Here is a 20,851-nt window from a genome sequence, read left to right as displayed (position 1 = left end):
CTTCGCACATAGAGAGTTAGTGAGATTCCGCATGCCGTTCCGTCCGTTCTCCCCCGCGCCCACCAGCCGACGCCGCCTGCTCGGCGGGGCCGCCGGCGCACTCGGCGCCACCGCGCTGGCCGCCACCGGGCTCGGCTCCGCCCAGGCCGCGCCCGTGCGCCGCCAGTCCCCGCCCTCGGGCACATACCGGATCGATCTGCACGCGCACTGCCTGCCGCCGGACTATCGAGCCTCGCTGCTCGAGCACGGTCACCTCACCATCGGCGGTTATCCGACCCCGAACTGGTCGCCGGAGGAAGCGATCGCGTTCATGGACTACTACGGAATCCAGGCTCAGGCGCTGTCGATCTCCGACCCCGGCGTGTCCTACCTGCCCGGGCCGGAGGCCATCGACATGGCCCGCTACTGCAACACCTACGCCGCCGACCTGTTCCGCGCGCACCCCACCCGGTTCGGTGCCTTCGCCGTTCTGCCCATGCCCGACGTCGCCGCCTCCATCGCCGAGGCGATCTACGCCCTGGATACGCTGGGTCTGGACGGGGTGGTCCTGCTGACCGCCTACAACGGCATCTACCTCGGCGACCCGCGGTTCGAACCGCTGATGATCGCGCTCAACCAGCGCAAAGCGTTCGTGTTCGTGCACCCCGCGGCCATCCCCGCCGACGCCAAACCCGAACTGCCCCTGCCGGATTTCCTGGAAGAGTTCACCTTCGACACCACCCGCGCCGCCACGCTGATGATGGCCACCGGCATGACCCAGCGCTATCCCGACATTCGCTTCCAGCTGTCCCACGCCGGCGGCACGGTGCCGTTCCTGTCGCACCGGATCAGTGTCGCCTCGCAAACCGTGCTCGGTGAGCTGTGGCCCGAGAGTCTGCCCAGGCCTTCGGTGCTGGACACGAAGAATCAGATTTCGCGCTTCTACTACGACACCGCCCTGAGCGCCTCACCCGCCGCCATGGCCAGCGTGCTGGCGGTCACCGCACGCGACCACATAGTCTTCGGTTCTGACTGGCCCTTCAGCGCCGCGACCCTCCCCCAAACCGGCGACCGCGACCCCGCGCCCGGTCTCAGCGACGTCTTCGACAGCGCACAGCGCATGGAGGTCGAGCGCCACAATCCGCTCCGCCAGCTGCCCCGCCTCGCCCGGGCGGTCGAAGGGTGACCACGGTGCTGGGCCACTGTCGATGCGCGACCGGGACAACACCGGGCCGCCACGACAGTGGCGTGGACCGGATGCGCTGACCTGCCGCATCACCTGAGTCGTCGCGCACTCTCGGCCGAGTGTCGTTGTGGCTGGCTACGATTCGCGACGTGTCACATTTCTTGAACGTATACCTCCTCGATCTGATCGAGCTCGAGGCCGTCATCGGGTCCGGGAACGAGGAGTTCCTCGGCCGGCTGCTGGCCGAAGCGCCCGATCATGATCCGGAGTGCGGCTTCTGCGAGCCGTGCGAGTCATCGGACTGCGAGGGTCCCGACTGCGAGGAATGCGAGTACTGCGAGGACGCGCAACTGCCGCACGCGCTGCGGACAATTTTCGCCGGCGGACCCTTCAACGAGGTTTACGCTCACGCCTACGTTGCGGCGTTGGAATCGATTTGCCAGGAGCTCGGCACGTCGGCGGGCGAGGTGAATTTCTGGTTCGGCTACGACGGTCTTCCGGACGTGATCCTGACTTTGGCCAGCAGCATGGATGGAAGGGACCCGTTCCCGTACACCGAGGACAACGGCTGGGGCCATATCGGCAAGCAGGGCTGCGCGGACCAGTTGGCCGAGTGGGAGACCATCGCCGCCGGGCCGGACGATCACGGCGGCTACGCGGATTCGATCGTCGAGTGGTTCCGGCAATCCACATCCGACAAGAAAGATCTCATCGGCTTCTGGGCCGGGTAGCGTCCGCCGATCGGTGGCCGCGACGGCATCCGAATAGTCAACTGCCGCATACCGGGTCGTGGCCACTAACATCAGCCCGGTTCGGCGCGTTCGTACCTGTCTTGGGGGATTCTCGTGGGTGGCTTGATGAAGTTCGTCTTCAATCTCTTCTTCGGCGACCTGATGTGGATCATGATCGGTGGCCTCGTTCTGCTGTTGGTAGCCGCCTTCGCCTGGGAAGCGGTCGCCGCGGCGGTCTACTGGGTCTCGAGCTTCTTCCGAAGAGACCACGAACCCGATGAGCAACCCGAGCGGCCGTCACACCCGAACCGCAGCGCCCGAACTCTCGAACGCCGCAAGGCGCGCGTCGCCGAGCAACGAGCGGCGCTCCGAGCGAAGCACTCCGACGGCTTGCAGTGACGTCATCGAAATCGCTTGCATGACAACGCATGTGCCACGCAAGATCCGCGCAAGGATGAGTGCGGATAGTGGCTGCTATGGCTTCCTCCTTTGAAACCGAATTCGAAGATCGCACACGGATCAGTAATCTCGTGTGCCGCTATTACAGCGCGGTCGACGAGAAAGCCGTCGACAGAGCCCTTGTCGAAGCGGTGTTCACGCCCGAGGGAAGGTGGGTCAGTCCGACCGGGATAGCCCGAGTCGGGCATGAGGCGATCGCCGATCAACAGATCGCAGCGGTGGCCATGTTCCGTGCCACCCACCATGTCACCTCCGACCATCTGGTCGACGTCGAGGGCAATTCGGCTCGGCTGCGTGCAAATCTGACCGCTATGCACCTGTGGGGCGTGGAGGCCGGCGATCCCGCCGCACTCGAATCGCACTTTCTGGCGGGAGGAGTATTCGAAGGCGTCGCGCAGCGGACCGGTGCGGGTTGGCGGCTGTCCGAGTTGCGACTGCGGATCGTCTGGCGGACCGGTGCATTGCCGATTCATGTCGCGCCCGAGTCGCTGTGAGGGGACGACGCACGAGGCGAGCGCGGACGGGCCGAAACAGGCGCGCGTGGCTTTCGGTGTAATGCGCAGGGTTGTCGAGTGCCCAGCTCAGTCGATCAGCTCGATGCCTCGGGCACGCAACACCGCTTGAAGCTCGGAGTCGAGCCACTCCGCACCCAGTACGCGCTTCAGATTCGGGAGGAGGTGGAGGTCGTCGAGGTTGGCTACGTCGAACTGCGAGCCTTCCCCATCCCAGTGCGGGCAGCATTCGAAGTAGATCTGGCAGCCGCCGTCGAAGATGAGCTGTTCGACCTCGGCGAGCAGTTCAGCGGGGAGTTCGAGCTCCTCGAAGTAGGTTTTCGCCTCGGGGACAACCTGGTCCCAGTAGTTGTCGGCGGAGTATTCCCACAGGTCGCCGTCGAAGCCCTGGGCGCTCAGCGTGGTTTCGAGGGACCACGGTTCGAGCTTGGGTGAGCCCTCGTACATGAGTGCTTCGATAACTGCCAGTTTGAGATTGAAGTCGACGAACCTAGTCACGGGTCCAAACTAGCGGCGGCCTACGACAGCTGCGGTACTGCGAACCTGTGGACGTCACCCGGCGCGGCACCGGGGCTACGGTTGGTTCGTGATCTCGAGCTTCGAGGGTGCATCGCCCGGGCAAATCATTCTGCTCAACGGCGTATCGAGTTCTGGGAAGACGAGCCTGGCTCGGCAGCTTCTTCTTGACCTCGACCGGCCGTTCTTCCATATCGGGGTGGATATGGTCGGGGCGATGCGCTCCGAACCGCAGACTCACCTGCTCGAGCAGAATGCGCTACGGCAGGTGCTGCGCCGGACACGGGCGGGTTTCCACCGTGCCGTCGCCGGAATGGCGTTGGCCGGCAACGACATAGTGGTGGATCACGTCTTCAGTGAGCCATGGCGTTTGCTGGACTGCTTGGAAGTCATGACCGGAATCGACGTGGTGTTCGTCGGCGTTCATTGCGCGCCCGGCGAATTGGCGCGACGGGAGAAGCGCAGGGGCGACCGCGCCGTCGGCACCGCCGTGGCGCAGTTGGCCGTTACGCATGGGCACGGCATCTACGACTGCGAGATCGATACGAGCGCAATCACTCTCGCCGAGTGTTCGGACGAGATTCGGCGATGTGCCGGCTCGCTGTCGGCTCAGCGCGCGTTCGACCGGCTCCGCGCCGAACTTTGATGCGGCCGATTCCGCGGGGCGATCGGGGGCATTAATTTCGGTTGCGAGGCCGTCGGCCGGCGTGGTCTTTTGAAGCCCTATGAAGCAGCAGAGACCGGCTACCGCCCGGGCCGTCACGGACGGAATGAAGCTGCACCGGCATTCGGTGCAGCGATCGGATCGTGTCCGCACGATCATCACCCTCCGGCCCGGCACGCGAGCCAGATTCAGCACCAACCGTTTTCACGACACCTGGCATGTGCTCTCGGACGACCACGGCGCGCAGCTGCTGGCACGACTGCTGTGGGGGCTGTCGTACCAGGCCCGGCCCGGCACCGTTGTGCTCATCGACCGCTCGTTCCTCACCCCGAACCCGTTCGATGCCGATCCCGCCGACCCGATCGTGATCGTGCCCGGCTGGTGCACGAAATTCGACGATCACGCCGCGCGCCACATGCAGAGCCGACTACCCCTGCGCCAACCGGACGGCACGGTGCGATGGCACACGTTCGGCCTGGATCGGGCGCTCGAACCCGAAGCAAGCGAAAGCTATTGGGATCGTCGACGATTCCGCAAGGACAAGGGCAGGATCTCCCGCCGGTCCGGGCTGCTCGTACTGACTCCCCATACCCCGGACGAAGCCCGCGACTGGGCGCTGCAGGCGGCCGGTCTCGACCCGAGCGGCGGATGGGGTTCGGACTACACCTACCTCGGCGACTGGGATTACGGCTACGAGGGCGAGGTGCAGATCTTCCGCCGCTTCCGCCAGATGGTGAGTGTCGCCTCCACGGCCCGCGCACAGGTACTCGACGGCCCCAACCCGCCGACCGACCCCGACGCTCTCCGCCCGGCGGTGTGGCATCGGGCGGAACACGTCCGCGGCGACGCCCACCTCCGAGTTCGTGAATCAGGTTCTGGCGGTTACCAACTCGGCGAAGCTGCCGCCGCGAAACTCGCCCACGCCGATGTGTCGAATCTCGAGGACCTGGCGACGGTCGGTCCGGCGGAGGCGTACCGCCGCATGCGCGCGGCCGGGGTGCCGGGCCTCGACCGCGAGATGCTCTGGGCGATGGAAGGCGCGCTGACCTATCGCGATCGGCGGAATGTCTCCGCCGCCAGACGCAAGGAGCTGCTCGCCGAACTCGGTGACGAGCCGCCACGCCCGCCAGCGACGCGACGGGCCGGTCGCGGCCCCGCGCAATCGGGTCCGTACCGGCGAGACCAGCGCGTCGGTCGGCGCGCCTAGCCGCTCGAGGGCTCGCCCTGTCGAACGGAGATTGCGACCAGCACCCTCACCCGGCGTGACCCGGCGACAGCCAAGGCTCCCCCCGCACCGGGCGATCGTCGAGCACCCGGCGCTCGTTGTCGCGCAACCTCGGCTCGTAGAACGCGAAGAACACCTTCCCGACCAGATCTCGGCGGCTGTGTACCCCGGTCTTGTCGAACACGCTTTTGAGGTGTTGCTGGACCGTGTGGGCGGACAGCACCAGATCCGCGGCAATCTGGGAGGTCGAAGCGCCCTGCAGGACCAGGCGGGTGACGTCCTTCTCGCGTTCGGTCAGGCCGTAGGCGGACATCAGGAGCGGGTACAGGCGGCCGGGAGCGGCGGGCTCGATGATCACCGCTATCCGGCGGTCGCCGGTCGAGTTCAGGCACGCGCCGTGTAGCACCACCCAGGTTCCGGAGTGGGACAGCACCCGCACCACCGTGATCTCACCCCGCTCGGGATGGTCGGCTGCCCGGAGAGTCCGGCCGGCGAGGGTGAGGACCGCGGACGGCAGGCGGCCGGTCGGCCAGTCGCCGTCGGGGAGGTCGGCGAGCCAGCGATCGACGCCGGGCGTGGTGGACTCGACGTTGCCGGCGCTGTCGAGAATGAGCAGGCCGGGAGAATCGACCGACTCGGGCTCGCGGGCCTGGCCCAGGAGCAACGCCGACCGGGCGCCCTCGGCGAGCACGGACGCCACCGATCGCACGAAGTTCTTCTCGGCCTCGTCGAACATCGGCGCGCCGGGTTCGCGGTAGAGCGCCAGCGCGCCCCACACCTCGCCGGACCGCGTGCGCAGGCCGGTCACGAGCTCCTGATCCCCGCCCATCTCCATGTTCCGATGCCACCTCGGACTGCTTGCGGGTTCACCGCCGGTCGCCTCGTGCAGGGTCGACATGCCCGACTTCGAACGGGCCACGTCGACAAGCTGATTGACGTCCTCGGTGTAGTACTCGCTGACCAGCCAGTCGCCCGGGAACTCGTCGAGACCGCGGTGGAAGTGACTGGTGATCAGCAGCGAAGCCGGGTCCAGGGTGTAGAAGCAGGGCGTCCAGTAGTGCGGGACGACGACCGCGAGCACCTCGGTCGAGGCCTGCCACAGCGACACCAGATCACGGGGCTCGGCGCACAGCCGACTGATCTTGTCCGCGGCACGCTGCCAGGTATCCGCGCTCATCAGACAACGGTACGACCCCCGCGGCCGCCGCGAAATGCCACATTTCTGGTATTACCCGGTGACCGGCGGATCCCTACCGTCAGCGGTATCCGAACCATCCAGGAGCCCGCGATGACGACAACCACACCCAAGGTCCGGTTGGCTCCGCCACCCCCGGCCCTCATGCGCATGATCAACCCGTTCGTCCGGCGGATACTTGCGGATCCCCGGCTCGGCCGTCGCATCGACCTGCAGGTACTGCTGGAATGCACCGGCCGGATCACCGGCAGGACACTGCGGATACCGGTATGCCTGCACACCATCGACGGCGTGCCGACCGTGTTCACCGAACGCCCGTGGCGGCTGAACTTCACCGACCCCGCACCCGTCACCATCACCCGGCACGGACAGGTCCGGGCGGGTCACGCCGTCCTGCTGCACCCGACCCCGCTCGAGCTGGGCGCGGCGCTGCGACAGGCCCTCGATCACGGCGCGACGCCGTTCGAGCTCGGGCTCAAAGTCAGTCGCGGTCACGAACCGACGGTCGAGGATCTGTCGGCCATCACGCGGTCCATGATCCGCGTCGATTTCGATCAGGAGTGAAATCCCATGGAGATCAACAGGATAGGACGTGACATCAGCGTCCTGAGCGATTGCCAGCCGGTGCCGGGCATCGGGTTCATTCCGGTCAACGCCTTCGTACTGCACTCGGCCGAGCCCGTTCTCATCGACACCGGGCTACCCGGCCGCGATTTCACGACCGCGCTCGGTTCCGTCCTGCACCCGAGCGACATCGAGTGGATCTGGATCACGCACCCGGACCGTGACCACACCGGTGCGCTGCGCGAGCTGCTCGACCTCGCACCGCGCGCACGGCTGATCACCACGTTCCTGGGAATGGGTCTGATGTCGATGGAGGCTCCCCTGCCGATGGACCGGATCTACCTGCTCAATCCGGGCCAGTCGCTCGATGTGGGCGACCGGCGGCTCACCGCGTTCCGGCCGCCGCTGTTCGACAACCCGTCGACCACCGGCTCCTTCGACGAGCTCACCGGCGCCTGCTTCACCTCGGACTGCTTCGGCGCGCCCATGCCGTCCGCCGAGCTGGCCGGCTGCCCCGATGTCGGCTACCTCGACCGGGCCGAACTGCGCGAGCGGCAACTGCTCTGGGCGACCGTGGACAGCCCGTGGGTGCACAACGTCGACAAGCCGCGTTACCTCGACACCCTCACCGCCCTGGCAGGATTCGACCCCGCACTGATCCTGGGCACCCACCTGCCGCCCGCGCCCGGCCGCACAGCGGAGTTCCTCGACATGCTCGCCGCCGCGCCCGATGAGAGGCCGTTCGTTGGTCCCGACCAGGAGGCCCTCGAACAGCTTCTCGCTACTTTCGAGCCGTGAGGGTGTCGATGTCGTTCAGCCGCAAGACTGCACGCTAGCAAAAGTCGAGCCACCACCAGCCGCCATCCAACTCCATTGTGGGGCAAATGGGTTCGCCGAATCCGTTGTACGGTCCGGGCTCCGGTTTGCCCACGAAATGCCCGTAACCGTGAGCATCGTCCGGGATCCCGATGTAGTCGGGTACGAACCGCACCGGCTGTCCGCCGCTGGTTCCGATCACGGCCACCTTGCAGTTCGCCGACACGAAGCACAGGTGTGCGGGCAGATCGACACCGTAGTAGTCGATTTCGCGGTCTGCGGGAAGGTCGATCTGCGCGGCAGCGGAGAACGCCGGTCGCTCGACCCAAAACCTGATCCGGGCGGTGGCTTCCGAGTCGAAGTAGAGCAGGACCGAGCCGCCGACCCCGATCAGCGCGAGCACCGCGGTTGATATCCGCGGCCACAGCCGCTGGTCACGGCCGGCCAGGAACAGCATGAGCACGAAGCCGGCCACGACCGACATGAAAACTCCCAGCAGCAGCGGAATGGCGAGAATCCAGAACCGGGTGAAGAACCAGCCACGATGAAGCGTCACCCCGAGCATGAACACGGCGAGGACAAAAGCACACGCGGGGACGGGGTTTCGCAATGCGTTGACGAGCATCACCGAAACCTACGGCGGCGATGTGCAAGGAATGCGGGGGAATTGTGAGGATCGTGTGCGCGAAGAACCGAGTTGCCGCACCCCTCGCCCACCCTCTGGCGGCCTTACGGCTCCCACTCCGATCGGCGTTTCGACCCGGCATCGAACATCCGCCGAAATGTCGTCACCGCACTGTACGGTCTGGGTGTATTGGTACGAAGGTCGCGCTCAGCGCCATACCGGCGGGGGCGTGCGCGCTGGACCGAGTTCAGCGCCACCGCAAAGGAATCTATCCATGGGCTACCCGGGATATCCACCCAACCCCCAGCCGCAGTGGGGGCAGCCGCAGCACTGGGGGCAGCCGCAACAGCCGGTCAAGCCGTCGCTGTGGTGGATCGTGCCGGGCATCGTCGCGATCATCGCGGGCATCGTCGGCGCCGCCGTGTTCGGTTTCAGCGCGCTGTTCCAGGCCCTGGACGAGGTCGACGACTATCAGCGGGTGCAGTCCCCCGGATCGGGCGAGGTCAGTCTGACCGCCGACACCGACTACACGATCTACCTCGAATACTCCGGTGCGAGCGAGTACGGCCCGCAGGGCGATGTGTACGTCACCCTCACCGACCCCTCGGGCGACACTGTTCACCTGACGGACCCCAAGGGAACCACGACCTACCAGGTCAACGCCGTCGAAGGCCGGGCCGGGTTCACCTTTCACACCGAGCAGGCCGGCACCTACCTGCTGACCGGCGAGAGTTCCGCACGGATCACCCTGGCGGTCACCGAGGGGTCGCCCTCGGCCGCCTTCGGAACCATCGGAATCGCGCTGGGGATCGTGGCGGCCGGATTCGTTGTCGGCCTTGCCATCATCGTGACGGTCGTGATCATGCGCGGGCGCAATCGGAAGCCGTTCGGTTTCCCCACGCAGTAGGGACCGAATCACGAAAGAGGCTTTGCGCCGGTCACTTCGGTGGCGCGGCAGGGGCGCTGGTCGGGATTACGGGGTGATAGTCCGTCGGCAGGGGCTTGATGACCACCGGCTGGATCAGCCGATAGTTGCCGACCGGGGCCGGATCGGGTTTGTGGAAGAACAGCGTCGCGCCGACGGCTACCAGCGTCACTGCGACGGCCGCGCCGGCGATCGGCTTGACCAGCCTCAGATGGCTACCGAGTCTCGCACGCATTGTCGGTTCGGAATCGTCCGGCATGTCGGCCCCCTGCCGCGTCAGCGTCTTCGACCGGTCCGTCGGCCCGCGGATCTCGACTGTTACACGAGCCGACGAAAGCCGAACCCCGCCTTGGGTTTAGCAAGCTGTTTGCAATCTTTCGATCAATCGGAAGACTCCCGTATGTCAGGCTCGGTGACGCCCGCCGCCGCGAGCGAAATGGCTGTCGGACCGAGCATCCGAACGGAGTGGCCATGAGCATGTATTTCCAGCTGGGCGACATCGACCTATGGAATCCCGGTAACCGATCCGGGACGATGTTCGTTTCGCTCGCCGAGGCCATGAGCCCGATTGTGGAGAAGCCGACCGGGCTACGGCCGCAGGAATTCGACCCGGGCACCATCGACGTTGATATCGAGCAATTTCGCGAGTTCACCGTGGCACTGGCCGACGCGTACGGGACGACGCAGAACATGGTCTATCGCGGGATGGTCGAGACGATTCTGGCAATATGCCTGGTCATCACCGAGCGCGCCGGTGTTTCGGTCGAGATCGAAACCCGCGGTCCGTCCGGGCTCGGTGATCGCGTCGCGGAACTGACCCGTGCAATGGCGCGGTGATTGGCTGAACAGCCGTCCGAATCGGCATACGAGCGGGCGCATCTCACGCTAGTGTCTGGCCACATGCCAACCCTGCCGCGGTTCGTTTCCGCTGTCGCGCTCTTCTTCGGGCTGGCCCTGGCGATGCCGGCGATCGCGACGCTGTTGTTCGCGACCCTGCGGCACCCCGAGTGCGCGATGATCCCGGACTCCGTCGGACCCTGCGACTACTGGGGCCGGGTCGCCGAGTACGGGCCGTTCATCATGGTGGCGGGGACGATTGTGATGGCAGCGCTCGAAGGGGCGGCGCTGGCGCTGTTCGCGATCGGTTACGGCGTGCGCAGGATCGCCCGGTAGGCGGATGCCGCCGATCGGGCCCGGCGATCAGGCCGTCCACGCGCTTATTCGCACGATGGTCTCCGTGGCGGTTCCCGCGACCAGTACATTCCCGCGGAACCCCGTGTTGCCGCGGCCGGTCAGATCGCTGAGCACCAACTCCTGCCGAATGGCGCAGTCGATGCCGGACGCCAGCTCCGTCAGGTTTCGCTCCGTCAGTTCGGCGCAGGTCACCGGCCGAGCCGCGGGCTGATCCACCGTTTGGGGTGGGCGGGCGCGGAAAAGTGTTGGGTAGCGCTCGAACTCGGACGGCGGGCCGGTGAACGAACCATTGAAGGCGCAGCTCTTGATCGCGTCGCCTTCGCAGGTCGAGGTCATCGATATCAGGCGCCAGTTGTCGGGGATGTGGATGTGGAACTCCCGGGCCATCTTGTCCCTGGCGTCGCTGTCGGTGAGGTTCGTCTTGACGACCTCGGGGACGATCAGCGAGTCGGCCAAACCCGCGAAGCGGCTCCAGACCAGAACGAGGATCGCGACGACCACCGCGCTCAGCGATGCCAAGCCCAGCAGCATCAATGCAGCAGCCTTGGAACGCTTGCTCGCGCCAGCGGAGGGCGAACCATTTTGCCGCGCAATGAATCCCATCCGATCCTCCCTGACCGAGATCCTACGCACGCAGCGAGCCGCCACGCGCTTTTCATCCCGAACGCCGATTGAGCGGCACCGGGCAGCCTCCCGACCGACGTCGGTTGGAACGACGCGGCCGAACGTCGTCGCGGAAAGAGTCTCCGGACAAGGGCGGCCCGAAATCGACGGCCAGATCTCAGATTGGCGGCGGTCCGGGGCGGTGGCACACGTTCCCGCTATGGTGGCTCGCGTAGCTGTCTGCGGACACGGACGAAGACTTCACCATCGGGAACCTGGGAGGGAATTACCTTGCTGAACAGGACATTTCGGATCGTCGCGGTTCTTGTCGTGCTGGTATGGGGCTTCACCGGCGTGGTCGCGCGGGCCGAACCGGATGTCTCGCAGCAAATGGTGCTGACCCTGCCGGAGCCGACGGGTGAAGACGCCGTCGGGGTGGTCGATCTGCATCTGGTGGACGGCTCGCGGCGGGATTCGTACGGGGCGGGCGGGGCCCGCGAGCTGATGGTCAGCGTGTGGTATCCGGCCGCGCCGGAGGCGAGAAGTCCACGGCGGGCGTGGCTCTCGCCGAACATGGCGCGGATCTACGCCGGCAGCCTGGCTCGGGTCGGCGCTTCGACGGACGGACAGTGGGTGTTCACGCCCGGGCACGGCGGGGTCGGGGCGGACGCGGAGGCCACCGGGGGACGGCGGCCGATCGTGATGTTCTCGCCGGGGCTGGGAATGCCGCGCGAGCTCAGCACCGCGCAGGCGGAAGATCTTGCCAGTCATGGATTCGTCGTCGTCACCATGAGCCATACCTACGAGTCGGCCGCCACGGAATTCCCGGGTGGGCGGATCGAGCGCAACGCGCTGCCGGTGGCGAAGGACGCGGCCGAGGCCGAGAGCCAGGTCGCGGCCGCGCTGGCGACGCGGGTGGCCGATACGCGGTTCGTGCTGGACGAACTCGGCGACATCGCGGCGGGAAAGAACCCGGACGCGGCGGAACAGCCGCTCCCGGCGAATCTCGCGCGGGTGCTCGATATGTCCAAGATCGTGATGTACGGCCATTCACTCGGTGGCGCCACCGCGGCGCAGGCCATGCACGACGACCCGCGGATCGCGGCGGCGGCCGATCTCGATGGGGGCCTGTGGGGTTCGGTGGCCCGAGACGGCGTGGACCGGCCGTTCATGCTCATCTCCGGGAATGCCGCGAGCCGGGCCGATGTCCCGGGGTGGCAGCAGTTCTGGGATGCCACGCGCGGCCCGAAGTTCCACTTCCGCCTCGTCGGCGCGCAACATCATTCGTTCTGCGACAACCAGTTCGTGGCCGCACCGCTCGTCGCGGCCCAGCGCCTTCCCGCCGCCGCCGCGGCGGAACTGGTCGGCACGATCGACCCGCAGGTTTCGCTGGCCCTGCAGAACGTGTACCTGCGCAGCTTCTTCAACACGGCGCTGGGACGATACGACCGGCTGTTGCAGGCGCCGGGCGATCTGCTGCACCCGGACATGGTCCCCGTTCCCTAGGAGCGGACCCGCTTGCGTCTCGGATGACGATTGCCGGCGTCACCATCGTTCACGACAGGATTGCCATATTCGCCCTCCCGGCCGAATCCGCAACTCGCGCTATCGTGCATAGGTGACGCTGGGAGGTAGCTGATGGCGGGTGACGGCGGGTATGCACCGGAGTTGCGGCCCTACGTGGTGTTGCTGGCACGGCTGGTGCTGGGGGTGAACTTCGTACTGTCGGGCACGTCCGCGCTGGCCGGGTGGCCCAACGCAAGTCCGCAGGCCACCCCGGGTGAGTGGCCGTGGTGGTGGGCGGGACTCTTCGAGCTCATCGTGGGCGTGCTGCTGATCCTCGGGGCCTACACGTTCTTCGCGGGGCTGTTCGGGGCCGGGATGATGGCCTACGCCTATATTTTCGTGCACGCCAAGGGGAGTCCGGACCGGTGGTGGGACGCGTACGGCAATGGCGGGCAGGCGGCCTCGGCGTTCGGGGTCGGGCTGTTGTTGATCGCGTTCTTCGGGCCGGGGGCCGCCGCGCTGTCGCTCGGCGCGCGGCGGACGAGCAGGCGCTGACCCCGCGGAATCAGCGCCGGGGAGCGGGCTCGACCCAACGGCGCAGGGCGTCGATGGTCGTCTCCGGAGAGGTGTTGAAGCACAGGCGGGTTCCGGGTGCGACCTCGACGAGCGCGTTGACCAGGCGTTCGAAGAGCACCGTGTGCTCGGCCGCCATGCGCACCCCGGCGCCGATCATCGCGGCCCGGAACTGTCCCCGGGACAGGCACTCCCGCAGCGTCACCTCGGCCGCGGCGGGATCGGCCGGAAGCAGGCAGGAGACCAGGTTGAAGCCGGCGTCGCGCAACGCGGCTTCACCGGCCGCGATTCGCGCCGCCAGCGCGTCCTCGGTCAGACCGGGATAGCGGCTGTAGTCGACGGCTCCGGGATGCAGGCCGATCGACAGCACGGCGTCGCTCGAATCGTGTTGTGCCATGGGAGGGTCCTCCGGTGTGGTCGAGATGGTGAACAGTGCCAGGCCCAGGGCGGACAGCACAAATAGCGTGATCACGGCCCTCACCACGGGACGGGTCCGTTCCGATCGAAGAAGCCGCCGGTGGGGCCGTCCGGCCCGATGCCCGCCAGTTCGACGATGGCGTCGGTGCCCTCCCGCAGGGACTGAAACCCGCTGTGCCCGTTGAGATCCGTCGCGGTGTAGCCCGGATCCACCGCGTTCACGCGAATATCACCCAGGGCCAGGGCGTACTGGGTCGTGAGCATGTTCAGGGCGGCTTTCGTGGCGGGGTAGCCGAGTGTGGGCCGCACCAGGTCCTTCCAGCGCGGGTCCGTGGTCGTCGCGATCGAGCCCATACCACTGGAGACCATGACGATGCGCGGGTTGGCGGCGGCGCGCAGCAGCGGCAGGAAGGCCGTGATCACCCGGATCGGGCCGAACACGTTGGTGTCGAAGACCGCTCGCAGGTCCGCGGCGCGGGTGTCGGCGGGGTGCGCGTCCGGGCCCGCGACAGCGGCGTTGTTGATCAGCACGTCGAGGCGGCCCGCCGCGGCGCGAACGATCCCGGCTGCCGCATCCGCAGAATCCTGCGAGGTCACATCGAGCGGGATGTAGCTGACCTGCGCGCCATCGGCGGACAGTTCGGCGGCCGCGGACGATCCGAGCGCCTCGTCGCGGGCGGCGAGGAAGACATGCCACCCGGATACCGCCAAGCGGCGCGCGGTTTCGCGTCCGAGACCCTTGTTCGCCCCGGTCACCAGGGCGATCGTCGTTGTCGTCATGGATGTCACCCTCGCGCCCGCCGGCCGGCGTCACCAGGGCCTGATCGGCATGGGACCGCCGATACCACCCCCGCGCGGCGATCCTGCGGCACGATGGACGGGGTGGACAGGGCTGAACTGGCGGGCGTGCTGCGGACCGCGCGCTCGCGCCTCACACCCGCGGAAGTCGGGCTGGCGGGCGGATTTCGACGACAGGTGCCGGGGTTGCGGCGCGAGGAGGTCGCGCAGATCGCCGGGCTCAGTGTGGATTACATCGTCCGGCTCGAACAGGGGCGCGGGCCGCGACCCTCCGAGCAGGTGTTGCACGCGCTGACCCGCGCGCTGCGGGTGAACGACTCGGACCGGGATCTGATCTTCCGGCTCGCGGGTGGTGAGCCGCCGCAGGCGGGGCGGATCCCCATGACCATCCGGCCCAGCGTCATGCGGCTGCTGGATCGGATGGCGGACCTGCCCGCGCTCGTGCTGTCCGCCAAATCCGATGTGCTGGCGTGGAATCCGCTCGCGGCGGCACTGTTCGGGGATTTCTCGGTGTATCCGGTCGGCGAGCGAAATCTGCTGTGGCAGCGATTCCTCGGCGCCGGGCCCGGCCCGACGGTCACCGACACCGAGGCGTCGGATGCGGCCGACTGCGTGGGCTGCTTGCGCACCGTCCAGTCGCGGTATCCGAATGATCCCGGGTTGTCGAGTCTGATCACCGAGTTGCGCTCGCGCAGCGCACTGTTCGAGACGCTGTGGCTTTCCGGTCGATCGGGCCGGCTGCGCAGCCGTTCGGCCACCATCGCGCACCCGGCCCTCGGCCCGCTCGAGCTCGACTGCGAGGCGCTGGTGATCCCGGACGCCGATCAAACCGTCATCGTGTATTCCGCGGCCGCGGGCAGTGCCGCGGCGACCGCGCTCGAGCTGCTCGCTCGCCCTACGACCCCGCACCCTTCAGCTGCTCCACGATGATGCGCGCGAAGTTCGCCTCTCCCAGCCCCGTCGGGTGCAGCGGCACCAAGCCGTCCTGGGGGCGGCGGGCCACGATTCCGTTCACCCAGTTCTCGAGGGGCTCGCAGCCGTCGTGGCCCACTCCCGGGCCGATGAAGTCGACGAACTCGGCGTGGTGTTCGGCCGCCAGGGTGCGGGTGAGGTCCGCCATGCGGTCGATGAGGTCCTGCAGGTAGGTGGCATCGCGGGGCCAGACCGGCTGGGTGGGGCAGCCGCCGTCGCGGGTGTAGAGGGCGTAGCTGGTGATCAGGATGCGGGCCTTCGGGGCTTTCGCGTGGATCGCGTCCAGCACCGCGGCGATCTGCGGGCCGGTGGCGTCGATCGCCTGGGCGCCGCGGTCGATGCCGTCCGCGGTGAGGCGGTCTCGGCAGGATTCGCCGGCCGGCTCGGGAGTGTTGTTCACGCACTGGTTCGCGATGGTGAGCAGGCCGGCGTCGTTGCCGCCGATGGTGAGGGTGACCAGGGTGGTGTCGGGGGTCAGGGCGTCGAGTTGGATCGGGACCTTCGCCTCGGCCGACCTGCCGGTCTGCGGTGTGGTCAGGATGTTCTCGGTGCGCGCGCCGCTGCAGGTGACGTCGCGAAACGTCTTGACGCCCAGTTCGTTCGCGACCAGCCGGGGGTAGTTGACAGCGCTGCGAAAGCAGGGATCGCCCATACTCGGCGGCGATATCCCGGGGCCGGCCGCGAAGGAGTCGCCCAGTGCCACGTACTCCCCCAGCAGCGCGCTGTTCACCCCCGGCTCGTCGGAGGGTGACGGTTCGGACGAGCAGCCGGACACGATCGCGGCGGTGACCGTCAGCGCGGCCAGGGCGGCGTGAGCGCGGGTTCGCGAGGAGGACAGCCACATGCCGACCACCCTAACCGGGTGAATTCCCGCTCTGACGCTGCCGCACGGCGAGCAGGCGTACCCGAGAGATCCGCGCCGGCCGTGAATCAGACCGTGCCGACTGGGTATCGCCCACTCGTGACCTTCGACTTGACGCCCACCGCCGCGCAGCAGGATCTGGTGCGCAGAGTGCGGGATTTCACGCAGGAATGTGTGCGGCCGGTGGCCGCGCACTACGACCGTGCCCAGGAGTTTCCCTGGCCGGTTCTCAAGGAGGCGGCCGAGCGGGGGTTCTACAGTCCGCTGTTCTATCGCGATCTCATCGGTGATCCCACCGGGTTGTCGCTGCCGATGTTCATGGAAGAGCTGTTCTGGGGTTGCGCGGGAATCGGATTGGCGATCGTCATGCCCGCGCTGGCGCTGTCGGCGATCGGGCAGGCCGCCACACCCGAGCAGATGTTGCGGTGGGCGCCCGAATGTTTCGGCACACCCGGGAATCTGAAGCTGGCCGCGCTCGCGATCTCGGAGCCCGAAGGGGGCAGCGATGTGCGCAATCTGCGGACGCGCGCTGTGCGCGACGGCGACGACTGGGTGATCGACGGGCACAAGATGTGGATCGGCAACGGCGGCATCGCCGACGTGCACGTGGTGAACGCGGTGGTCGACGAGGAGCTGGGGCATCGCGGTCAAGCGCTGTTCGTGGTGCCGGGCGGGACGCCGGGGCTGGAGCTGGTCCGCAAGCTGGACAAGCTGGGGTGCCGGGCCTCGCACACCGCGGAACTGCGGTTCGACCGGGTGCGGGTGCCCGCCGATCACCTGCTCGGCGGAGCCGACAAGCTCGAGCACAAACTGGCGAAAGCGCACGCGGCCAACGGGGATGGCGGGCGGACGAGCTCGGCGACGCTGGGCACGTTCAACCAGACCCGGCCGATGGTCGCCGCGCAGGCGCTCGGCATCGCCAGGGCGGCACTGGAATACATGACCGACTACGCCAATCGGCGGGAAGCGTTCGGCGCGGCGATCATTCATCATCAGGGCATCGCGTTCCCGATCGCCGATCTGGCCACGCGCATCGACGCCGCGCGACTGCTGACCTGGCGGGCCGCGTGGATGGCAGCCAACGGGGTGCCGTTCGAGCGCGGTGAGGGGTCGATGGCGAAGCTGGCGGCCAGTGAGGTCGCGGTGGACGCCACCGAGCGTGCCATTCAGACCATGGGCGGCTGGGGATACATCACCGACCATCCCGTGGAGAAGTGGTATCGAGACGCAAAGCTGTACACCATCTTCGAGGGAACCAGCGAGATTCAGCGCATGGTGATCTCCGGCGCCCTGGGCGCGGCCGACGGCAAACCACCGCTGCACTTCTCGCTCGAACCCTCCGGCGGATCGTTGAACCGGAAGTTCGGCCGCGGCACCGAGATACGCACCAAGGCGGCCTCGGCCGCCCTGACGATGAAGGATCGGATGCCGCAGCCGATAGTGAAGGCGGCGATGCGGTTGTTGCGCCCGCCGCGCTGAGCCGTGTCAGAAGCGGCTGTGCACCTTCGTCGGGGTGATGCGGACGATGACCCGCTCGGCCGTGTCGGTCGCCGCGGCGGGGTTGAAGTCGTTGAAGCTCTTACCGGTGAACTTGCGCGACACCTGGTCGGGCAGCACACGATCGGGGTCGGGCTCCAAACTGACCGTGCCGCGCACCTCGGCGTAGACGTACTGGTTCTCCGCCGGGGTGATCATGACGGTGGCCCGCGGATCCCGCGCGAGGTTGCGGTACTGCTGCCGCGTCACCGCGGTCGAGTACACCAGGTCGTCCCCGTCCCGTATCAACCACACCACGGTCAGATGCGGCTGCCCGTCCGCCCCGATGGTCGCCACGGTCCCGAAGACCTTGGACTCGTCGATGTGCCTGCGCAGTTCTTCCGAAAGCATGCTCACCCCGCTGCGCAACACCCCCCACCCCGAAACAATTCCCGCATGCCCGCGGCCACCCGATGAAACCACGACTCGTGGCTCCGCTCCCCCGGACACCCAAAAGCATTCCGCCACAACCAATTCATACACGCGGGGAGCTGGATCTCGCGTTGACGAGGCCCTGCCCGGAGGCATGTGGCGAACCGGTGGGGTGGTCAGACCGGGCGGGGGGATGGGTGGTCGGGTGAGCGGAACAGGGTGGCCACCGGGACGGCGGAACGGGCATCGGGGGTCGTCAGGTCGAAGTATTGGGCGGGGAGGACGTGGTGGAGGGTGGCCACAAGGGTCGCGGGGATCGACTCGATCTTCGTGTTCAGGGCTCGGACGTTCGCGTTGTAGAGGCGGCGGGTCGCGGCGATTCGGTCCTCCGCGTCGCCCAGGTCGGATTGCAGGGACAGGTAATTGTGGATCGCGCCGAGGTCGGGGTACTGCTCGGCCACGGCCGACAGACGGGACAGGGCGTTCGTCAGGGCGGTTTCGGCGGTGACGACGCCGGTCACTTCCGAACCGGCAGCGGATGCGGCGGCGGCGTTCACGCGGGCCGCGGTGACGGCTTCCAGGGTGCCGCGTTCGAAGGCGGCGGCGCGTTCGGCCGTGGCGACCAGATTCGGGATCAGCTCGTGGCGGCGCTGCAGTTCGACATCGACCTGCCGCCAGGACTCGGCGACCAGGTTCCGCAGCCGGACGAAATCGTTGTACACGGCGAAGTACCACAGGACGGCGATCACCACGACGGCGATCACCAGCAGGACGGTGACGGTGGTGCTCATGCGATGGTCCCTTCCGAGTGCGAGCCGGACAGCGCCGGGTACGAGTGGGTGGCGGGGGTGCCGTGGTCGGTCCAGACGAAACGCGGAATGCCGTCGGCGAGGGCACGCATCACCTCGTACACACCGGTGATCTCGTGCGGCCGATTGCCCAGCGTGGTCACGGCGACCAGCAGGTTGCCGACGATCTCGAACTTGGTCACGGTCACCGCACCGCCGTGGGCGCGGGCCAGCTCGAGCAGTGTGTCGATCGTGCGCGGGGTGAGGACCGCGTGGGCGAACGCCGGATTCTTCGAATAGACGAAGAATCGGCGATTGAAGTCCGCCGATTCGAACTCCACCCGTCCCCCGGTGGTGATGTCCACCGTGGCGCCCATCGTCAGCCGAGGCAGTGCGGCGGGCAGCTCCACGACGAAGACGTTTCGGCAGTGCGTGCTGACATTGATGCGGTTGTTGTGCAGCCAGGTGAGATGGAAGAAGCTCGCCGGGTAGTCGCCGACCGTGCCCCGCATGGTGTCGCGGACGCGAAACCGCCGGGCCCGCCCGATATTGAACGGCGGGAAGTCCCAGGTGGGCACCGGCCACTCCGATGTGCGCCGATACTCGAACCCGTTCCCCCGCGCCCAACCCTCGGCCCACCGTTTGCGCAGCGATTTCACGATGATCCCGGCCGGCAGGAACGCGAGCAACGGCGTCGCCGGCAGCAGCCACCACGAGAACGGCCGGCCGTGGTCGTGCCACCACCGATACTGCACGAACACCAGCGCCACGAAAGTCATCGCTGTCAGCACGTTGAGCGTCGGCTGCCGCGACCACACCGCCTCATCCGATTCCCGATCGGTCACACCGCTCACAAGTCCCCCTCCCCACGACCGCCCCTCCCGGACGGTCGCAACGATTCTCTCAGGGGCCCGCAATGCAATTTCGGTGGCGGACGCGGCCGGCCCGGGAATAGCGGGCAACCGATCGGCATTGCACCCGACGTCGAAAGGTTGCAGATGTCCGAGGTCCAGGTGGTGCGCAGCGCCGAGCGGGGACGGTGGCGCAACGAGTGGCTCGAATCACGGCAGTCGTTTCCCGCGACCGGCAACTTCGACCATGCGCGGTACGCGCACGGGATGCTGCTCATTCACAACGAGGATTTCGTCGACGCCGGGGAGGGCTTCGACACCCATCAGCACCGGGATACCGAGATAATTACCTGGGTGCTGGAAGGAACTGTCGTACACCAGGACTCGCAGGGGCATTCGGGGTTGATCCATCCCGGGCTGGCACAGCGGATGAGCGCGGGGACCGGAATCCTGCATTCGGAGAAGAACGGCGCGGGCCGGGCGGAGCGGCAGCGGCTGCACGTCGTGCAGATGTGGGTGCCGCCGGACACACCGGGGAGTGTGCCCGGATACCAGGAGATGGACATCGGTGATGCGCTGCGGCGCAACGAATTGCTGACCGTCGCCTCCGGCATGGAGCGCTACCGCAACGACACAGCCATCGGTCTCGGCAACAGGTTCGCCGCCTTCCACGCGGCGCGCCTGGACGCCGGGTCCGCGATTCAGGTACCCGACGCGCCACACGGGCACGTGTTCATCGCGCGCGGCAGCGTCGAGTTCGAAGGATCCGGCATCCTCGAACAGGGTGATGCGGTGCGGCTCACCGCGACCGGCGGACAGCAGGTACGCGCACATACCGACGCCGAAATCCTCATCTGGGAGATGCACGCGGTCGCGGTCTGAATCCGAACAGCGAACACGACATTCGCTGCGCCTGGCGCGATTTCCCCCGCCTCCTGCGTACATTCGTGATGATCGCGATCCGGCCGGGGGTCTCGTCCGC

General features: G+C 67.4%; 27 protein-coding genes. 16 read left to right on the top strand and 11 right to left on the bottom strand.

Annotated features, from left to right (window positions below; translation table 11 throughout):
* The first annotated feature begins 31 nt into the window (after positions 1 to 31).
* From ABZ319_RS11170 to ABZ319_RS11155, 4 genes are all read left to right on the top strand, one after another.
* On the top strand, positions 32 to 1,165 hold the full coding sequence (locus ABZ319_RS11170; protein WP_354986217.1) for an amidohydrolase family protein: 1,134 nt from the start codon (positions 32 to 34) through the stop codon (positions 1,163 to 1,165).
* Positions 1,166 to 1,314: 149 nt separating this feature from the next.
* Positions 1,315 to 1,896 carry a hypothetical protein gene (locus ABZ319_RS11165; RefSeq protein WP_354986216.1) on the top strand — a complete coding sequence of 194 codons (582 nt, stop codon included), beginning with the start codon at positions 1,315 to 1,317 and terminating at the stop codon, positions 1,894 to 1,896.
* Positions 1,897 to 2,022: 126 nt separating this feature from the next.
* Positions 2,023 to 2,295: a hypothetical protein gene (locus tag ABZ319_RS11160; RefSeq protein WP_354986215.1), complete on the top strand. Its 273-nt coding sequence runs from the start codon at positions 2,023 to 2,025 to the stop codon at positions 2,293 to 2,295.
* 77 nt (positions 2,296 to 2,372) lie between these two features.
* Complete coding sequence (locus tag ABZ319_RS11155) at positions 2,373 to 2,849, top strand: nuclear transport factor 2 family protein (RefSeq protein ID WP_354986243.1); 477 nt, start codon at positions 2,373 to 2,375, stop codon at positions 2,847 to 2,849.
* A gap of 87 nt (positions 2,850 to 2,936) precedes the next feature.
* Here the strand turns inward: ABZ319_RS11155 and ABZ319_RS11150 are convergent, their stop codons facing one another.
* Positions 2,937 to 3,365 (bottom strand): hypothetical protein, encoded by a 429-nt coding sequence (locus tag ABZ319_RS11150; protein WP_354986214.1) that lies wholly within the window; start codon positions 3,363 to 3,365, stop codon positions 2,937 to 2,939.
* A gap of 88 nt (positions 3,366 to 3,453) precedes the next feature.
* Here ABZ319_RS11150 and ABZ319_RS11145 point away from each other — a divergent pair, with 88 nt between their 5' ends.
* Both ABZ319_RS11145 and ABZ319_RS11140 read left to right on the top strand, forming a co-directional pair.
* Positions 3,454 to 4,029: an AAA family ATPase gene (locus ABZ319_RS11145; RefSeq protein WP_354986213.1), complete on the top strand. Its 576-nt coding sequence runs from the start codon at positions 3,454 to 3,456 to the stop codon at positions 4,027 to 4,029.
* Between the two features lie 79 nt (positions 4,030 to 4,108).
* Positions 4,109 to 5,254: a TfoX/Sxy family DNA transformation protein gene (locus ABZ319_RS11140; RefSeq protein WP_354986212.1), complete on the top strand. Its 1,146-nt coding sequence runs from the start codon at positions 4,109 to 4,111 to the stop codon at positions 5,252 to 5,254.
* Between the two features lie 46 nt (positions 5,255 to 5,300).
* On the opposite strand, the gene ABZ319_RS11135 is transcribed toward ABZ319_RS11140, so the two are convergent.
* Positions 5,301 to 6,449 carry a helix-turn-helix transcriptional regulator gene (locus ABZ319_RS11135; protein ID WP_354986211.1) on the bottom strand — a complete coding sequence of 383 codons (1,149 nt, stop codon included), beginning with the start codon at positions 6,447 to 6,449 and terminating at the stop codon, positions 5,301 to 5,303.
* 111 nt (positions 6,450 to 6,560) lie between these two features.
* Here ABZ319_RS11135 and ABZ319_RS11130 point away from each other — a divergent pair, with 111 nt between their 5' ends.
* Positions 6,561 to 7,031, top strand: a complete 471-nt coding sequence (locus tag ABZ319_RS11130) for a grhN (protein WP_354986210.1) — start codon at positions 6,561 to 6,563, stop codon at positions 7,029 to 7,031.
* Positions 7,032 to 7,037: 6 nt separating this feature from the next.
* The gene (locus ABZ319_RS11125) at positions 7,038 to 7,829 is read left to right on the top strand and encodes an MBL fold metallo-hydrolase (RefSeq protein ID WP_354986209.1); all 792 of its coding nucleotides are present in this window, start codon (positions 7,038 to 7,040) and stop codon (positions 7,827 to 7,829) included.
* A 34-nt stretch (positions 7,830 to 7,863) separates the two neighbouring features.
* On the opposite strand, the gene ABZ319_RS11120 is transcribed toward ABZ319_RS11125, so the two are convergent.
* Positions 7,864 to 8,403 carry a hypothetical protein gene (locus ABZ319_RS11120; RefSeq protein WP_354986208.1) on the bottom strand — a complete coding sequence of 180 codons (540 nt, stop codon included), beginning with the start codon at positions 8,401 to 8,403 and terminating at the stop codon, positions 7,864 to 7,866.
* Positions 8,404 to 8,746: 343 nt separating this feature from the next.
* Here ABZ319_RS11120 and ABZ319_RS11115 point away from each other — a divergent pair, with 343 nt between their 5' ends.
* Complete coding sequence (locus ABZ319_RS11115; RefSeq protein WP_354986207.1) at positions 8,747 to 9,379, top strand: hypothetical protein; 633 nt, start codon at positions 8,747 to 8,749, stop codon at positions 9,377 to 9,379.
* Positions 9,380 to 9,410: 31 nt separating this feature from the next.
* Here ABZ319_RS11115 and ABZ319_RS11110 read toward each other — a convergent pair whose 3' ends face one another.
* A complete protein-coding gene (locus ABZ319_RS11110) occupies positions 9,411 to 9,656 on the bottom strand; it encodes a hypothetical protein (protein WP_354986206.1) in 246 nt (81 codons plus the stop codon).
* A gap of 212 nt (positions 9,657 to 9,868) precedes the next feature.
* Between ABZ319_RS11110 and ABZ319_RS11105 the strand changes: the two genes are divergently transcribed.
* Both ABZ319_RS11105 and ABZ319_RS11100 read left to right on the top strand, forming a co-directional pair.
* Positions 9,869 to 10,234, top strand: a complete 366-nt coding sequence (locus tag ABZ319_RS11105) for a DUF6086 family protein (RefSeq protein ID WP_354986205.1) — start codon at positions 9,869 to 9,871, stop codon at positions 10,232 to 10,234.
* Positions 10,235 to 10,297: 63 nt separating this feature from the next.
* On the top strand, positions 10,298 to 10,570 hold the full coding sequence (locus ABZ319_RS11100; RefSeq protein WP_354986204.1) for a hypothetical protein: 273 nt from the start codon (positions 10,298 to 10,300) through the stop codon (positions 10,568 to 10,570).
* Positions 10,571 to 10,597: 27 nt separating this feature from the next.
* Here ABZ319_RS11100 and ABZ319_RS11095 read toward each other — a convergent pair whose 3' ends face one another.
* Complete coding sequence (locus ABZ319_RS11095; protein WP_354986203.1) at positions 10,598 to 11,194, bottom strand: hypothetical protein; 597 nt, start codon at positions 11,192 to 11,194, stop codon at positions 10,598 to 10,600.
* Between the two features lie 330 nt (positions 11,195 to 11,524).
* Between ABZ319_RS11095 and ABZ319_RS11090 the strand changes: the two genes are divergently transcribed.
* Both ABZ319_RS11090 and ABZ319_RS11085 read left to right on the top strand, forming a co-directional pair.
* Positions 11,525 to 12,700 carry a hypothetical protein gene (locus ABZ319_RS11090; RefSeq protein ID WP_354986202.1) on the top strand — a complete coding sequence of 392 codons (1,176 nt, stop codon included), beginning with the start codon at positions 11,525 to 11,527 and terminating at the stop codon, positions 12,698 to 12,700.
* Positions 12,701 to 12,832: 132 nt separating this feature from the next.
* Positions 12,833 to 13,255, top strand: coding sequence for a DoxX family protein (locus ABZ319_RS11085; protein WP_354986201.1), 423 nt, complete (start codon positions 12,833 to 12,835; stop codon positions 13,253 to 13,255).
* 10 nt (positions 13,256 to 13,265) lie between these two features.
* Here the strand turns inward: ABZ319_RS11085 and ABZ319_RS11080 are convergent, their stop codons facing one another.
* The gene (locus tag ABZ319_RS11080; RefSeq protein ID WP_354986200.1) at positions 13,266 to 13,745 is read right to left on the bottom strand and encodes a hypothetical protein; all 480 of its coding nucleotides are present in this window, start codon (positions 13,743 to 13,745) and stop codon (positions 13,266 to 13,268) included.
* Positions 13,746 to 13,750: 5 nt separating this feature from the next.
* Positions 13,751 to 14,470, bottom strand: a complete 720-nt coding sequence (locus tag ABZ319_RS11075; RefSeq protein WP_354986199.1) for an SDR family NAD(P)-dependent oxidoreductase — start codon at positions 14,468 to 14,470, stop codon at positions 13,751 to 13,753.
* A gap of 102 nt (positions 14,471 to 14,572) precedes the next feature.
* Here ABZ319_RS11075 and ABZ319_RS11070 point away from each other — a divergent pair, with 102 nt between their 5' ends.
* Positions 14,573 to 15,418 (top strand): helix-turn-helix transcriptional regulator, encoded by an 846-nt coding sequence (locus tag ABZ319_RS11070; RefSeq protein ID WP_354986198.1) that lies wholly within the window; start codon positions 14,573 to 14,575, stop codon positions 15,416 to 15,418.
* Here the strand turns inward: ABZ319_RS11070 and ABZ319_RS11065 are convergent.
* Positions 15,384 to 16,304: an SGNH/GDSL hydrolase family protein gene (locus tag ABZ319_RS11065; RefSeq protein ID WP_354986197.1), complete on the bottom strand. Its 921-nt coding sequence runs from the start codon at positions 16,302 to 16,304 to the stop codon at positions 15,384 to 15,386. The genes ABZ319_RS11070 and ABZ319_RS11065 overlap by 35 nt on opposite strands.
* A gap of 117 nt (positions 16,305 to 16,421) precedes the next feature.
* On the opposite strand from ABZ319_RS11065, the gene ABZ319_RS11060 reads away from it, so the two are divergent.
* Positions 16,422 to 17,801: an acyl-CoA dehydrogenase family protein gene (locus ABZ319_RS11060; RefSeq protein WP_354986196.1), complete on the top strand. Its 1,380-nt coding sequence runs from the start codon at positions 16,422 to 16,424 to the stop codon at positions 17,799 to 17,801.
* A gap of 6 nt (positions 17,802 to 17,807) precedes the next feature.
* Here the strand turns inward: ABZ319_RS11060 and ABZ319_RS11055 are convergent, their stop codons facing one another.
* From ABZ319_RS11055 to ABZ319_RS11045, 3 genes are all read right to left on the bottom strand, one after another.
* Positions 17,808 to 18,209, bottom strand: coding sequence for a PPOX class F420-dependent oxidoreductase (locus tag ABZ319_RS11055; protein WP_354986242.1), 402 nt, complete (start codon positions 18,207 to 18,209; stop codon positions 17,808 to 17,810).
* Between the two features lie 197 nt (positions 18,210 to 18,406).
* Entirely contained in the window at positions 18,407 to 19,021 is a 615-nt protein-coding gene (locus ABZ319_RS11050; RefSeq protein WP_354986195.1) for a LemA family protein, read from the bottom strand.
* Positions 19,018 to 19,872 (bottom strand): DUF3137 domain-containing protein, encoded by an 855-nt coding sequence (locus ABZ319_RS11045; protein WP_354986194.1) that lies wholly within the window; start codon positions 19,870 to 19,872, stop codon positions 19,018 to 19,020. The genes ABZ319_RS11050 and ABZ319_RS11045 overlap by 4 nt, the downstream gene beginning before the upstream one ends.
* A 144-nt stretch (positions 19,873 to 20,016) precedes the next feature.
* Here ABZ319_RS11045 and ABZ319_RS11040 point away from each other — a divergent pair, with 144 nt between their 5' ends.
* On the top strand, positions 20,017 to 20,751 hold the full coding sequence (locus ABZ319_RS11040) for a pirin family protein (RefSeq protein ID WP_354986193.1): 735 nt from the start codon (positions 20,017 to 20,019) through the stop codon (positions 20,749 to 20,751).
* Positions 20,752 to 20,851: the final 100 nt, after the last annotated feature.

It is taken from the genome of Nocardia sp. NPDC005978 (assembly GCF_040614455.1).
Taxonomy (GTDB): domain Bacteria; phylum Actinomycetota; class Actinomycetes; order Mycobacteriales; family Mycobacteriaceae; genus Nocardia.
This window is presented reverse-complemented; position numbering and strand designations above follow the sequence as displayed.

Coding starts and splice junctions, on each gene's coding strand:
- ABZ319_RS11160 (WP_354986215.1), top strand. CDS start 2,023: ATGAAGTTCGTCTTCAATCTCTTCTTCGGCGACCTGATGTGGATCATG.
- ABZ319_RS11065 (WP_354986197.1), bottom strand. CDS start 16,304: ATGTGGCTGTCCTCCTCGCGAACCCGCGCTCACGCCGCCCTGGCCGCG.
- ABZ319_RS11105 (WP_354986205.1), top strand. CDS start 9,869: ATGAGCATGTATTTCCAGCTGGGCGACATCGACCTATGGAATCCCGGT.
- ABZ319_RS11110 (WP_354986206.1), bottom strand. CDS start 9,656: ATGCCGGACGATTCCGAACCGACAATGCGTGCGAGACTCGGTAGCCAT.
- ABZ319_RS11140 (WP_354986212.1), top strand. CDS start 4,109: ATGAAGCAGCAGAGACCGGCTACCGCCCGGGCCGTCACGGACGGAATG.
- ABZ319_RS11075 (WP_354986199.1), bottom strand. CDS start 14,470: ATGACGACAACGACGATCGCCCTGGTGACCGGGGCGAACAAGGGTCTC.
- ABZ319_RS11055 (WP_354986242.1), bottom strand. CDS start 18,209: ATGCTTTCGGAAGAACTGCGCAGGCACATCGACGAGTCCAAGGTCTTC.
- ABZ319_RS11085 (WP_354986201.1), top strand. CDS start 12,833: ATGGCGGGTGACGGCGGGTATGCACCGGAGTTGCGGCCCTACGTGGTG.
- ABZ319_RS11155 (WP_354986243.1), top strand. CDS start 2,373: ATGGCTTCCTCCTTTGAAACCGAATTCGAAGATCGCACACGGATCAGT.
- ABZ319_RS11100 (WP_354986204.1), top strand. CDS start 10,298: ATGCCAACCCTGCCGCGGTTCGTTTCCGCTGTCGCGCTCTTCTTCGGG.
- ABZ319_RS11115 (WP_354986207.1), top strand. CDS start 8,747: ATGGGCTACCCGGGATATCCACCCAACCCCCAGCCGCAGTGGGGGCAG.
- ABZ319_RS11050 (WP_354986195.1), bottom strand. CDS start 19,021: ATGAGCACCACCGTCACCGTCCTGCTGGTGATCGCCGTCGTGGTGATC.
- ABZ319_RS11125 (WP_354986209.1), top strand. CDS start 7,038: ATGGAGATCAACAGGATAGGACGTGACATCAGCGTCCTGAGCGATTGC.
- ABZ319_RS11095 (WP_354986203.1), bottom strand. CDS start 11,194: ATGGGATTCATTGCGCGGCAAAATGGTTCGCCCTCCGCTGGCGCGAGC.
- ABZ319_RS11170 (WP_354986217.1), top strand. CDS start 32: ATGCCGTTCCGTCCGTTCTCCCCCGCGCCCACCAGCCGACGCCGCCTG.
- ABZ319_RS11130 (WP_354986210.1), top strand. CDS start 6,561: ATGACGACAACCACACCCAAGGTCCGGTTGGCTCCGCCACCCCCGGCC.
- ABZ319_RS11040 (WP_354986193.1), top strand. CDS start 20,017: ATGTCCGAGGTCCAGGTGGTGCGCAGCGCCGAGCGGGGACGGTGGCGC.
- ABZ319_RS11135 (WP_354986211.1), bottom strand. CDS start 6,449: ATGAGCGCGGATACCTGGCAGCGTGCCGCGGACAAGATCAGTCGGCTG.